Raw genomic sequence first — 12,797 nt, 5'->3', positions numbered from 1 at the left:
CATTTTCGGGAGAGCGGTGCACCGGATTCCGGATGGTGACCGGATGGCAACCGGATGGCCGGTTCTGCGCCGTCAGCCCAGTAATGAAGGGATCGAGCGGGCTTGAGCCTGCTCCGTAAAACGCCCCGCACAAGATCAACTTCTTGGCCGCAAGTCAGCACGACACGCATTGTCACCCCCGCCGATGCAGCAAGGACGGCCTCGGACCGGTTATGGTGGAAACCCCCCCTCGGGCCGGTCCGTATCCCCCCCACGGACCGGCCCGTTTTCTTTCCCCCTCGTCACTCTCCGTGTCGAGATGTGTCACGGCAATGCGATGATCATGGCCTGGCCAACCATCGCCGGGTATCCCGAAGAGGACGCGCGCCGGGATTCCGGCCGGTTCGATCTAGGAATCTCCCCGTCGGGCCCAGATGTTCACGCCCTCTGTGCTGACCGCCAGGGCATCGATTTCGGCCAGTTCCGCCTTGTCCAGCGGGGCGGCGCTCAGCGCGGCGATATTGGCCTCCAGCTGCGCCACACTGGACGCGCCGATCAGTGCCGAGGTCATCCGCTCGTCCCGCAGCACCCAGTTCAGCGCCAGCTGGGCCAGGGACTGGCCGCGCCGCCCGGCGATCTCGTTCAGGCCGCGCAGCCGGCGCACCACGTCCTCCGTGAGCAGCGCCGGGTCGAGCGACTTGCCCTGGGAGGCGCGGGAGCCCTCCGGGACGCCCTGGAGGTACTTGTCCGTGAGCAGGCCCTGGGCGAGGGGCGCGAAGGAGATACAGCCCATGCCCTCCTCCTCCAGGGTGTCGAGCAGCGCGTCGTCCTCCGTCCAGCGGTTGATCATCGAGTAGGACGGCTGGTGGATCAGCGCGGGCACCCCCATCTCCCGCAGCAGCCGCGCGGCCTCCCGGGTCTGCTGGGCGCTGTACGAGGAGACGCCCGCGTACAGCGCCTTGCCCTGCCGGACGGCCGACGCCAGGGCGCCCATCGTCTCCTCGAGCGGGGTGTGCGGGTCGAATCGGTGCGAATAGAAGATGTCGACGTAATCGACACCCATCCGGCGCAATGACGCGTCGAGCGACGACATCAGGTACTTCCGCGAGCCCCATTCGCCGTACGGGCCGGGGTGCATCAGATAGCCGGCCTTGGTGGAGATGATGATTTCGTCCCGATAGGGCAGGAAATCCTGGGCGAAGAGCTTGCCGAAGTTGAGCTCGGCCGAACCGGGCGGAGGACCGTAGTTGTTGGCCAGATCGAAGTGGGTGACGCCCAGGTCGAAGGCCCGGCGCAGAATGGCCCGCTGCGAGTCGAGGGTGCGGTCGTCGCCGAAGTTGTGCCACAGTCCCAAGGAGATGGCGGGCAGCTTCAGCCCGCTACGGCCGGTACGCCGGTACTCCATGGAGTCGTAGCGCGTTTCGGCCGCGTGGTAGAGCGAGGGATCGGTCATGTGCATCTGACTATCACGGTCCTGTGACAGGCCGAGTTGGGTCCTCGCGACACGCTGGCAGTAGTGTGGCGCCCTCGGGGCGACCGCCGTGGCATGGAGGGGCAGGAAGAGTGAAGTTGCGCGACCTGGTGTACAGGCTTTACGCACGCCGGGTGGAGGGCCGCCTCGACCACGCCCAGGTGCCCAAGCACATCGGTGTCATCCTCGACGGCAACCGCCGCTGGGCGCGCGCGGACGGCCGTACGACCGAGCAGGGCCACCAGGCGGGCGCGGACAAGATCTCCGAGCTGCTCGGCTGGTGCGCGGAGACCGATGTCGAGGTCGTCACGCTCTGGATGCTCTCCACGGACAACCTGGACCGCCCGGGCGATGAGCTCAACCCGCTGCTCGGCATCATCGAGAACACGGTGCGCGGCCTGGCCGCGGACGGCCGCTGGCGCGTCCACCACGTGGGCACCCTCGATCTGCTCCCGGCCCGGACCCAGTCGGTCCTGAAGGAGGCCGAGCAGGAGACGGTCGACCGCGAGGGCATACTGGTCAACGTCGCGGTCGGCTACGGCGGCCGGCAGGAGATCGCGGACGCGGTCCGCTCCCTGGTCCTGGAAGCCGCGGAGAACGGCGTCTCCCACGAGGAGCTGGCCGAGACCGTCGACGTCGACGCCATCACCAAGCACCTCTACACGCGCGGCCAGCCCGACCCGGACCTCATCATCCGCACCAGCGGTGAGCAGCGGCTGTCCGGCTTCATGCTCTGGCAGAGCGCCCACTCCGAGTACTACTTCTGCGAAGTCTTCTGGCCGGCCTTCCGCAAGGTCGACTTCCTGCGCGCGCTCCGGGATTACGCGGCACGTCATCGCCGCTACGGTGGCTGACGGAGCGCGTCCGGGGGTCTTCCGGCCGGGGGTGCGGGGGTTGCCCCCGCATGATGGGGCCGCCGCGCGCCACCGCCGCTACGGCGGCTGATCCGGGCGGCCGATCCCGACGGCCGTACAGCGGCCCGGCTACGGGTGCTGACGGAATGCCCGTTCGGACGGCTGAGGAACTGGCGTACGGGTAACGACGGATCAATCGTTCACCTGAGCGACGCATATGCCGTTGCATGCTCACGCGGTACAGCGGGAATATCCCCAGCAGGCCGACGGTCGGAACTGGGACCGTCGCTCTGCCAGCGGGCGGCATGGGGCCGCCCGCCCGGGAGGCCCTTTGCACCAGGACGACGACCGAGCGGACCGAGCGGGCCGGAGCGCCCGCACGGCGAGGACGGTGGGCCGGATGACGACCGGCGACCCTGGAAGGGCCAGGCCCCGGCCCGTTCCCCGCGCCACCGTTCTCACAACGGCGGTGCGCCCTTACGTCTGCACGAGGGGGTTCGTCCACCCGTGGTGAACAGCAAGAAGCGCCGTGATGGCGACCGGCGCACCTACGTCCTCGACACCAGCGTCCTGCTGGCCGACCCAGGAGCCGTGTCCCGCTTCGAGGAGCACGAGGTCGTGCTGCCCGTCGTGGTGGTCACGGAGTTGGAGGCCAAGAGGCACCACCCAGAGCTCGGCTACTTCGCGCGCAAGGCCCTGCGCCTGCTCGACGAATTCCGCGTGCGCCACGGCCGGCTCGACGCGCCGATCCCGACCGGTGAACTCGGCGGCACGCTCAGGGTGGAGCTGAACCACACGGATCCGGGCATACTGCCCGCCGGCTTCCGACTCGGTGACAACGACTCGCGCATCCTCGCGGTCGCCCGCAACCTCCAGGCCGAGGGGTACGACGTCACCGTCGTCTCCAAGGACCTGCCGCTGCGCATCAAGGCGTCCGCGGTCGGACTGCTGGCCGAGGAGTACCGCGCCGAGCTCGCCATCACCGACTCGGGCTGGACGGGGATGGCGGAGCTCGCCGTCACCGCCGAGCAGGTGGACGAACTCTTCACCGCCGAGCGCGTGTACGTCCCCGAGGCCGCCGAACTGCCCGTGCACACCGGGCTGGTGCTCCAGTCCGAGCGCGGCAAGGCGCTGGGCAGGGTCACGGCGGACGGCGAGGTGCGGCTGGTGCGCGGCGACCGGGAGGCGTTCGGCATCCACGGCCGCAGCGCCGAACAGCGGGTGGCCCTGGACCTGCTGCTGGACCCGGACATCGGGATCGTCTCCATGGGCGGCCGCGCGGGCACGGGCAAGTCGGCCCTGGCCCTGTGCGCGGGCCTGGAGGCCGTGCTGGAGCGCCGCCAGCACCGCAAGGTGATGGTGTTCCGGCCGCTGTACGCGGTGGGCGGCCAGGAGTTGGGGTATCTGCCCGGCAGCGAGGCCGAGAAGATGAGCCCCTGGGCCCAGGCGGTCTTCGACACCCTCTCGGCCGTGACGACCGCCGAGGTGATCGAGGAGGTGGTGGGGCGGGGCATGCTGGAGGTCCTCCCGCTCACCCACATCCGCGGCCGCTCGCTGCACGACGCCTTCGTCATCGTCGACGAGGCCCAGTCGCTGGAGCGGAACGTGCTGCTCACGGTCCTGTCGCGGATCGGCGCCAACTCCCGGGTGGTGCTCACCCATGACGTGGCCCAGCGCGACAACCTCCGTGTCGGGCGTTACGACGGGGTGGTCGCCGTGGTCGAGAAGCTCAAGGGGCATCCCCTCTTCTCGCACATCACCCTGACGCGCTCGGAGCGTTCGCCCATCGCGGCGCTGGTGACCGAATTGCTGGAGGACGGCCGCATCTGACCGACTCCGTCCAGCCAGGCGCGCGGCGAAGCCGAGGAGCTTAGCCGCGCGCCGTCGTACGGCGCCGCTGTTTCCGTGAAACCGCAGGGATAAACAGGGTGTGAGCTTTCCCACGTAACCAAGAATTGCCTCGGAGCGCGCGGTTCAGGCAGAGTCTGCTTCCTGTCAGGCCCCGCATACGGCACTTGGGCCCCTCCGGGGGCGATGCGGAACAGACAAATGAACAGCGTCGCCGTATGCCGCCCGAGCACATCGCGGACCTCCGTCAGGAGGCCCCACCGGGTCAGTGCCTCCAGTGACCGGCCGGTCCCCACCGGGACCGGTGCTGACGGAGGCCCGCGCCAGGGGCACGTCGCGTCCGCGGGGTCACCTATGCGGGCGATGCTGGAAGGAAAACGTGTGAGCCGGATTTCTGTCCGGGGATTCGCCGTGGCATCCGCCACCGCTGTCACCACCGTGGGCGCCGTCGTGGGTGTCGCAGCGGGCAACGATCAGGGCACGACCGATCACGTCGAGGCCACCGCAGCGGACACGACGCTTCTCGCGGCCATCCCCTCGGGACAGACCGTCCAGGCCCAGACCGCTTCCCTGAAGCAGCAGGCGGAGACGCAGACCCAGGCTGCCGACGACGCCGCGCAGAAGGACGCCGAGGAGTCCGCGCGCAAGCAGGCCGCCGAGGACGCCACGGCGAAGAAGGAAGCCGCCGACGCCAAGGCGAAGGAAAAGGAAGAGGCCGAGAAGAAGGCCAAGGAGCGCGAGGAGAAGGAGCAGGTCTCCAGCCGCTCCGCCACCCGCGACGCCTCGTCCTTCGCGGCCAAGAGCTCCTACTCCGTCGCCGAGGTCCAGGCGATGGCCCGGCAGATGATCCCCGGCGACCAGTTCCAGTGCTTCAGCAACATCGTGAACAACGAGAGCACCTGGGACTACACCGCCACCAACGCCTCCTCCGGTGCCTACGGTCTCGTCCAGGCGCTGCCCGGCACCAAGATGGAGTCCGCGGGCGCCGACTGGCGCACCAACCCGGCCACCCAGATCAAGTGGGGCCTGAGCTACATGAACGAGCGCTACGGCAGCCCGTGCGGCGCCTGGTCGTTCTGGCAGGCCAACCAGTGGTACTAGGCCCTGCCGCCACCTCTTGACCAGCCGAAGCCCCCGACCTGCGAAGGCCGGGGGCTTCGCTGTCCCACCGGCCAGGTAACGTCGACAAGGATGGCCACGGGGGAGTGGGGGTAGAGGAAGAAGAATGTCCAGATTGCCACAAGTGCTGGGTGGGCTGGGCTCCGGTCTGGTGCGGCTCGGCGAGCGGCTTGAGGCCCGCAGGGCGAACGCCGAGGCGCGGCCTGCGGCCGGCCCGACGCCGGGTGCCGCACCGGAGCCCGTCACCACGCCCGCGCCCACGTCCGTCTCCGCGCCCGTCGCCACGGCGCCCGTCGCCACGGCGGCCGCCGGGCCCGGTGCCGCCGCGCCCGAGCCGGCACCGCCCTCGGGGGCCGGTGCCGGGTCCGTGCCGCCGTCCGTCCCGGTCGCCCAGGCCGCGCCCGGCGCGCGGCCCGATCCCGTCGCCGCCGTTCCCTGGGGCGTACGGGTCGCCGCCGAGGTCGGCTGGCGGCTGCTGGTGCTGGCCGGCACGCTCTGGGTGCTGATGCGGGTGATCAGCGCGGTGCGGCTGGTGGTGCTGGCCTTCGTCGCCGGACTGCTGATCACGGCTCTGCTCCAGCCCATCGTGGTCCTGCTCAAGCGGCGCGGAGTGCCGCGCGGGCTCGCCACGGCCCTGACCTTCCTGTCCGGCTTCGTCATCATGGGCCTGGTCGGCTGGTTCGTGGTCTGGCAGGTGACGGAGAACCTCGACGACCTGTCCAAGCAGGTGCAGCACGGCATCACCGAGCTCAAACGCTGGCTGCTCAACAGCCCGTTCCATGTCACCCAGAGCCAGATCAACAACATCGCCGACAAACTCAGCGAGGCCATCGGCACCAGTACCAAGGACATCACCTCGGCCGGTATAGAGGGTGTCCAGGTCATCATCGAGGTGCTCACGGGCATCCTGCTCGCGATGTTCAGCACGCTCTTCCTGCTGTACGACGGCCCCCGCATCTGGCAGTGGCTGCTCAAGCTGGTGCCCGAGGCCGCCCGCGAGGGCGTCGCGGGCGCGGGCCCCCGGGCCTGGGCGACGCTGACGGCCTATGTGCGCGGCACGGTGATAGTGGCCCTGATCGACGCGATCTTCATCGGCACAGGGCTCTACTTCCTCAAGGTGCCCATGTATGTGCCGCTGGCCGTCTTCATCTTCCTGTTCGCCTTCATCCCGCTGGTCGGCGCGGTGGTCTCCGGCGCCCTGGCGGTCGTCGTGGCGCTGGTCACCCGGGACGTCTTCACGGCGGCGATGGTGCTCGTCGTGGTGCTCGCGGTGCAGCAGATCGAGGGCCATGTGCTCCAGCCCTTCATCCTCGGCCGCGCCGTGCGCGTCCACCCGCTGGCCGTGGTCCTCGCCGTCGCCGCGGGCTCGATGACCGCGGGCATCGGCGGCGCGGTCGTCGCGGTGCCGCTGGTGGCGGTGACCAATACGGTCGTCGGGTATCTACGGGCGTACGCGAAGGACGAGTCGCCGCCGGAGGTCTCCTCCTGACGCGCACGACGTGTCGCAAGACGAGAACGGGCCCCCGACCGGTTGGTCGGGGGCCCGTTCTCGTGAAGGGAAGGCTCAGCCGTTCAGCACGGCCTCGGCGTCCAGCGTGGCACCGACGGCCTGGAGGACGGAGGCGATCTTGAAGGCTTCCTGGATCACCTCACGGCTCACACCGGCCTTGCGCAGCACCTGCTCGTGGGAGTCGAGGCACATACCGCAGCCGTTGATGGCGGAGACGGCCAGGGACCACAGCTCGAAGTCGACCTTCTCCACGCCCGGGTTGCCGATGACGTTCATCCGCAGACCCGCACGCAGGTTGCCGTACTCCGGGTCCGACAGCAGGTGCCGGGTGCGGTAGTAGACGTTGTTCATCGCCATGATCGCGGCAGCGGACTTGGCGGCGGTGTACGCCTCCGGGGAGAGGTTCTCCTTGGCCTGGGGCTCCAGCTCGCGCAGGACGATCGGCGAGCGGGTCGCGATCGCGCAGGAGAGGACCGTGCCCCACAGCTGCTGCTGCGGCAGGTCGGAGTTGCCGATGACCGAGCCGAGGTTCAGCTTCAGGTCCTTGGCGTAGTCCGGTATCGCGGACTTCAGCTCATCGAGGGCCATGGGAGATCAGCTCACTCGCCCGAGAGGAGCTTGACGGCGTCGAGGGTGTCCTCGCCCTTGGACCAGTTGCAGGGGCACAGCTCGTCCGTCTGGAGAGCGTCGAGGACCCGCAGGACCTCCTTGGGGTTACGGCCGACGGAACCGGCGGTCACCATGACGAACTGGATCTCGTTGTTCGGGTCCACGATGAAGACGGCGCGCTGGGCGTAGCCGTCCTCGCCCTCGACGCCGCAGGCCTGCATCAGCTCGTGCTTGGCGTCGGCCAGCATCGGGAAGGGCAGGTCGCGGAGGTCCTTGTGGTCCTTGCGCCAGGCGTGGTGCACGAACTCGGAGTCGCCGGAGACGCCGAGGATCTGGGCGTCACGGTCGGCGAACTCGTCGTTCAGCTGGCCGAACGCGGCGATCTCGGTCGGGCAGACGAAGGTGAAGTCCTTCGGCCAGAAGAAGACGACCTTCCACTTGCCCTCGTAGGTCTTGTGGTCGATCTGCGCGAAGGCCTTGTCCGCGTCGAGGTCCACACAGGCGGTCAGGTCGAACTCGGGGAACTTGTCACCGACAGTGAGCACGCGCTCTCCTTGCAACGAGGAAACTCCCCGTTCGTGGGGTTTCCTGCGGGTTGGACAGGAACCACAGTGCCACAGGAGGCATTGATAGCGGAAATAGCTAGACTGGGTGATGTTGATCGGAGGTGGTTATCAGTGATGTCGTCGTCCATAACCCAGGGGAGGCCGGAGCGGGTGCCCGGAGCCGCTTCGGCACGTCCCCGCCAGCCCAGCCTGGCGCAGCTGCGTGCCTTCGTGGCCGTCGCGGAGCATCTGCACTTCCGCGATGCCGCCACGGCCATCGGCATGAGCCAGCCCGCGCTCTCCAGCGCCGTCTCGGCCCTGGAGGAGACGCTCGACATTCAGCTTCTCGAGCGTACGACGAGAAAAGTGCTCCTCAGCCCGGCGGGTGAGCGGCTGGCCGCCCGGGCCCGTACGGTCCTCGACGCCGTCGGCTCGCTGATGGAGGAGGCCGACGCCGCGCGGGCGCCCTTCACGGGCGTGCTGCGGCTCGGGGTCATCCCCACCGTCGCGCCGTATCTGCTGCCGATCGTGCTGCGGCTCGTGCACGACTCCTACCCCGACCTCGACCTCCAGGTCCACGAGGAGCAGACCTCCTCGCTGCTGGACGGGCTCACCCAGGGCCGGCTCGATCTGCTGCTGCTCGCCGTGCCGCTGGGGGTGCCCGGGGTGAGCGAGATTCCGCTCTTCGACGAGGACTTCGTCCTCGTCACCCCCTGCGACCACTGGCTGGCCGGGCGGCACGACATCCCCCGGGAGGCGCTGCGCGAGCTCGATCTGCTGCTGCTCGACGAGGGGCACTGCCTGCGCGACCAGGCGCTGGACGTCTGCCACGAGGCCGGCCGTACGGAGGGGGCGCAGACGACCACGAGTGCGGCGGGGCTCTCCACTCTGGTTCAGCTGGTGGGGGGTGGGCTCGGGGTCACGCTGTTGCCGCGGACGGCTCTGCGGGTCGAGACGGGGCGGAGTGATCGGCTCGCCACGGGGTACTTCGCCGAACCGGCGCCTTCGCGGCGGATCGCGTTGGCGATGCGAGTCGGTGCTGCGCGGCAGGGGGAGTTCGAGGTGTTCGCGGATGCGTTGCGGAAGGAGCTTGCGAAGCTGCCTGTGCGGGTTGTCTGCGGCTGAGGTTTGCGGGCCCGGTGCGGGCCGGTGGGGGGTGTGCCCACCCGTTCCGCCCTGCGGAACGATTGCCCACACCCCCTCTTTCACTCCGTCCGCAAGCCGTTCGGGCGGGTCATCCGGTGTGCCGCCGGGAGCGACAGGGCCGTCACCAGGGCGATCATGCCTGCGCCCACTCCCACCACCGGCAGGAAGCCGAGCCAGTCGCGGACCGTGCCGTTGACCACCTGGAGCATCACCCAGCCCAGGCCGAGACCGCCCGCCACCGCGAGGGTCGTGCCCAGGACCACGGGGATCGCGGTCTGCCACAGCACCGAGCCGACGACGGACGTACGCCGTGCGCCCAGGGCCGCGAGCGTGGACATCAGGCGTTTGCGCTCGCGCAGTTGCTCCAGGGTCGTCGCCGTGAGACCCGCGCCGATCAGCGCCAGCAGGAGGCCGGTGCCGACGAGCAAGGCCTGCTGGATCATGGCGTAGTTGGATTCCTTCCGCACGCCACCCATGCGGTAGACGCGCATCAACGGGTCGATGGCGGCTGCCGTGTTGCGGACGCGTTCGACGGCGTCGAGGTTCCCCGGTTCGAGCTGGATCGCCACGTCGGTCGTGGGGTCGGGCAGGGCCGCGACGTCGATGGTCGACGGCGTGGCCAGCACGCCGCGGTGGTAGCGGCCCAGCGGGTCCTCGACCGCCCGGACGGTCCGGGCGGAAGCGGGGATCCTCCAGTCGTACGTCCGGGGCTTGCGGCCGTCGCGCTTGTAGGGCAGGTCCCCCATGGACAGCGCCATTCCGGGCAGGAGTTCGGCGGAACGGCCGGGCTCGTCCGCGATGAACACGTCGCCGTCCCGGCAGGATTCCAGCCTGGCCAGCCTGCGCAGGGTGTCGCAGTCGCCGACGGTGACCCCCGTGACGCCGCCGCGCTCGCCCTTGGCCTTGAGCGCGAACTGCTCCACCGTGACGAGCGCGTCCCGGACGCCCGGGGTGGCGCGGAAGCCGTTGGTGTAGCTCCGTGCCTCGGCCGCTGTGCTCCCCCGGTAGACGCCCATCATCTGGGAGTGCCTCGGCAGGTCTTCCACGAACTCGCCCTGGACTCCCGCGAAGAGCATCTGGATGGCGATGGCTCCGGCCATGGCCACGGTGATGCCGCCGACCGCGCGGGCGGCCGGGCCGGGGTTCGACTCGATGCGCCGGGTGGCCAGTTGCCAGGAGACCGGGCCGCCCCGGAGTCGGGCCACACAGGCCTCCAGCAGCCAGGGCAGCAGGGCCGCGATGCCGGTCAGTACGAGGATGCCGCCACCGGCCACCTGGTAGGTGTCGAGATCGCCCCCGTACGGGTCCATCGTCACGCCGCCGAGGAGCGGGAACAGCAGGGCCAGGCCCGCCGCCGGGATCAGCAGGCGCCACCAGAGGCGGCGGCGCCGGGGCGCGGTGTGGCGCATGACGCCCAGCGGTTCGATGGTGACGCGGCGCAGCGTGATCAGGGTGACGATCACGGCGACGGCCGGCACCGCGACCGCGATCAGCGCGGCCAGGGCGGGGGACGGCACCAGGTCGGCCGGAGAGACGGCGACGTCCCGGATCGTGATGCCGGAGGCGAAGTCACGGAGGACGAGGAACACGGCGGCGCCGACGACCAGGCCCAGCAGGGCGCCGCACAGCGCCTCGCCGGACGCGATCCGCCGAGTGGCGCGGATGTCGGTGCCCACGAGCCGCAGCGCGGCCAGCCGCCTGTCGCGGCGCTCGCCGCCGGCGCGGACGGCCGTGGCGATGAAGATGCCGATGGGCAGCAGCAGCACCACGCACGTCATGTTCATCAGGACCACGAGCACCGGGCTGACCGGGTCGCCGCCCTCCTCGTGGCCGAACCGTTCGATCCGCACGGGGGCGTCGTGGATACCGGGCCCGTGGGGTGCGTCCAGCCGGATCCGGTCGCTGCCCGCGTAGTAGAAGAGCTCGTCGGGGCCCATGACGCCCTGGTCGCCGATGACGCCCGCGACGCGGTAGGGGAACCGCTCGCGCAGCAGCTTGCCGTCGGCGGAGCGCAGCAGGTCGTCCAGCGCGGGGGAGACCACCATCTCGCCGGGGGCGGGCAGGGCCCGTACGCCCGGCGGGAGCGGCGCGCGGGGGCCCTCGGGCCGCAGCAGCGCCCCTTCCACGGGCTTGTCGTGGAAGTCGGAGGTGACCGCCTGGTAGAGCAGGGTGCGGTCGCTCGCCTCGATGCTCCGGCCGTTGCCGGGCTGGTCGTTCACGGAGCGCGCGTTCTCGCGGTGCTCTCGTGCCGTGGACAGGTGCGGCACCGACGCGGCGATCGCCAGCAGGGCCACGCCGAGGCCGACGCCGATGGCGACGAGCGCGGTGCGCAGCAGGCTCTCGCGGCCTCCGGTGACGGCGAACCGGGCGCCCATGGCCAGGTCGCGGGCCCAGGCGGCCAGGCCCGTCGGGCCGGTGGGGCGGGGGCGGCCGGGCTCCGGGGAGCCGGGCCGCGCCGTGGGCTCAGGCGGCGCCATGGACACCCGCCATGTCGCGTGCCCGGCCGTCGCGGACGACGACCTCGCGGTCGGAGTAGGCGGCGACGCGTGCCTCGTGGGTGACGAGGACGACGGCGGCGCGGGTGTCGCGCGCGGCCTGCGTCAGCAGTTCCAGGACGCGCTCGCCGTTGAGGGAGTCGAGGGCGCCGGTGGGCTCGTCGGCGAAGATCACCCGGGGGGTGGTGACCAGGGAACGGGCAACGGCGACGCGCTGCTGCTGGCCGCCGGATATCTGGCCGGGCCGGTGGTGCCGGATGTCGGCGACCTCCAGGTGTTCCAGCCGGCGCAGGGCGGTGGCCTCGGCCTCCTTGCGCTTGGTGCCGGTCAGGCGCAGCGGCAGGGCGGCGTTCTCCAGGCAGGTGAGCTCGGGCACGAGCTGGCCGAACTGGAAGACGAAGCCGAACTCGCTGCGGCGCAGGGCGCTGCGCTCGGCGTCCGACATGGCGGACAGGTCGCGGCCGTCGTAGTGGACGGTGCCCGCGTCGGGGCGGAGGATGCCGGCGAGGCAGTGCAGGAGCGTGGACTTGCCGGAGCCGGAGGGGCCCATGACGGCCACGACCTCGCCGGGGTGGATGGAGAAGTCCGCGCCGTCGAGCGCGGTCGTCAGCCCGTACGCCTTGCGCAGGCCCGAGGCGGCGAGGAGAGAGCCGGCGGGGGTCATGCCTGTACCTCCTTCGAGAGCCGGTCGAGCCGGGCGGCCGTCAGCTCCAGCCAGCGCAGGTCCGCCTCCAGGTGGAACAGCGCGTGGTCGCAGATCAGCTGGTCGGCGAGGTCGCCGGAGCTCTTGCGCCGGGTCAGGTCGCGCATCAGCCGCAGGTGCTCGGCGCGCTGGGCGTCGAGGAGGGCGTCCGCTGCGCGGCCGGTCAGCAGGGCGAGGACGACCTTGGTGTAGAGCGTCGACTGAAGGTACGGCTCGGGCTTCTCCGGTCGGCCGAGCCACTGCTCGACGTCCGTGACGCCGGCGTCGGTGATGGCGTACCGCTTGCGTTCGGGGCCGCCGCCGGCCTCGACTCCGTCGACCTCGACGAGCCCGTTCTTCAGCAGCCGCGACATGGTCGAGTAGACCTGTCCGTAGTGCAGGGGGCGGTCGTGGCCGAAGCGCTCGTCGAAGGCGCGCTTGAGGTCGTAGCCATGGCGGGGGCCGGCCTCCAGGAGGCCGAGAAGGGTGTGCGCGATGGACATACGAGCGACTCTACACTGTGTGTATACATGGTGTGT

The 12,797-nt window shown here is 70.5% G+C and carries 11 protein-coding genes; 5 read left to right on the top strand and 6 right to left on the bottom strand.

What is annotated here, in order from left to right; all coding sequences use genetic code 11:
* Positions 1-388: 388 nt before the first annotated feature.
* Positions 389-1,432 carry an L-glyceraldehyde 3-phosphate reductase gene (mgrA, locus tag AB0E98_RS21895; protein WP_361705065.1) on the bottom strand — a complete coding sequence of 348 codons (1,044 nt, stop codon included), beginning with the start codon at positions 1,430-1,432 and terminating at the stop codon, positions 389-391.
* 110 nt (positions 1,433-1,542) lie between these two features.
* Between mgrA and AB0E98_RS21890 the strand changes: the two genes are divergently transcribed.
* The 4 genes from AB0E98_RS21890 (at position 1,543) to AB0E98_RS21875 (ending at position 6,760) form a co-directional block, all read left to right on the top strand.
* Positions 1,543-2,304, top strand: coding sequence for an isoprenyl transferase (locus tag AB0E98_RS21890; RefSeq protein ID WP_361705062.1), 762 nt, complete (start codon positions 1,543-1,545; stop codon positions 2,302-2,304).
* Positions 2,305-2,811: 507 nt separating this feature from the next.
* Positions 2,812-4,134 carry a PhoH family protein gene (locus tag AB0E98_RS21885; protein WP_361705059.1) on the top strand — a complete coding sequence of 441 codons (1,323 nt, stop codon included), beginning with the start codon at positions 2,812-2,814 and terminating at the stop codon, positions 4,132-4,134.
* Positions 4,135-4,515: 381 nt separating this feature from the next.
* Complete coding sequence (locus AB0E98_RS21880) at positions 4,516-5,253, top strand: transglycosylase SLT domain-containing protein (protein WP_361705058.1); 738 nt, start codon at positions 4,516-4,518, stop codon at positions 5,251-5,253.
* Between the two features lie 124 nt (positions 5,254-5,377).
* Positions 5,378-6,760, top strand: a complete 1,383-nt coding sequence (locus AB0E98_RS21875; RefSeq protein WP_361705055.1) for an AI-2E family transporter — start codon at positions 5,378-5,380, stop codon at positions 6,758-6,760.
* 75 nt (positions 6,761-6,835) lie between these two features.
* Here the strand turns inward: AB0E98_RS21875 and AB0E98_RS21870 are convergent, their stop codons facing one another.
* On the bottom strand, positions 6,836-7,369 hold the full coding sequence (locus tag AB0E98_RS21870; RefSeq protein WP_361705053.1) for an alkyl hydroperoxide reductase: 534 nt from the start codon (positions 7,367-7,369) through the stop codon (positions 6,836-6,838).
* 11 nt (positions 7,370-7,380) lie between these two features.
* Complete coding sequence (locus AB0E98_RS21865) at positions 7,381-7,935, bottom strand: peroxiredoxin (RefSeq protein ID WP_361705050.1); 555 nt, start codon at positions 7,933-7,935, stop codon at positions 7,381-7,383.
* Between the two features lie 135 nt (positions 7,936-8,070).
* Here AB0E98_RS21865 and AB0E98_RS21860 point away from each other — a divergent pair, with 135 nt between their 5' ends.
* The gene (locus AB0E98_RS21860) at positions 8,071-9,060 is read left to right on the top strand and encodes a LysR substrate-binding domain-containing protein (RefSeq protein WP_361705047.1); all 990 of its coding nucleotides are present in this window, start codon (positions 8,071-8,073) and stop codon (positions 9,058-9,060) included.
* A gap of 80 nt (positions 9,061-9,140) precedes the next feature.
* On the opposite strand, the gene AB0E98_RS21855 is transcribed toward AB0E98_RS21860, so the two are convergent.
* Genes AB0E98_RS21855 through AB0E98_RS21845 form a run of 3 tightly spaced genes read right to left on the bottom strand, consistent with a single transcriptional unit; the run spans position 9,141 to position 12,761 of the window.
* Positions 9,141-11,558: an ABC transporter permease gene (locus tag AB0E98_RS21855; RefSeq protein ID WP_361705044.1), complete on the bottom strand. Its 2,418-nt coding sequence runs from the start codon at positions 11,556-11,558 to the stop codon at positions 9,141-9,143.
* Positions 11,545-12,240: an ABC transporter ATP-binding protein gene (locus tag AB0E98_RS21850; protein WP_361705042.1), complete on the bottom strand. Its 696-nt coding sequence runs from the start codon at positions 12,238-12,240 to the stop codon at positions 11,545-11,547. Before AB0E98_RS21850 ends, AB0E98_RS21855 begins: the two co-directional genes overlap by 14 nt.
* Positions 12,237-12,761, bottom strand: a complete 525-nt coding sequence (locus AB0E98_RS21845) for a PadR family transcriptional regulator (RefSeq protein ID WP_361705040.1) — start codon at positions 12,759-12,761, stop codon at positions 12,237-12,239. The genes AB0E98_RS21850 and AB0E98_RS21845 overlap by 4 nt, the downstream gene beginning before the upstream one ends.
* Positions 12,762-12,797 lie beyond the last annotated feature (36 nt).

Source organism: Streptomyces sp. NPDC037389, assembly GCF_040636475.1.
Taxonomy (GTDB): Bacteria; Actinomycetota; Actinomycetes; order Streptomycetales; family Streptomycetaceae; genus Streptomyces; species Streptomyces hesseae.
Note: the sequence above shows the minus strand (reverse complement) of the source record. Positions and strands in the feature narration are given on the sequence as shown.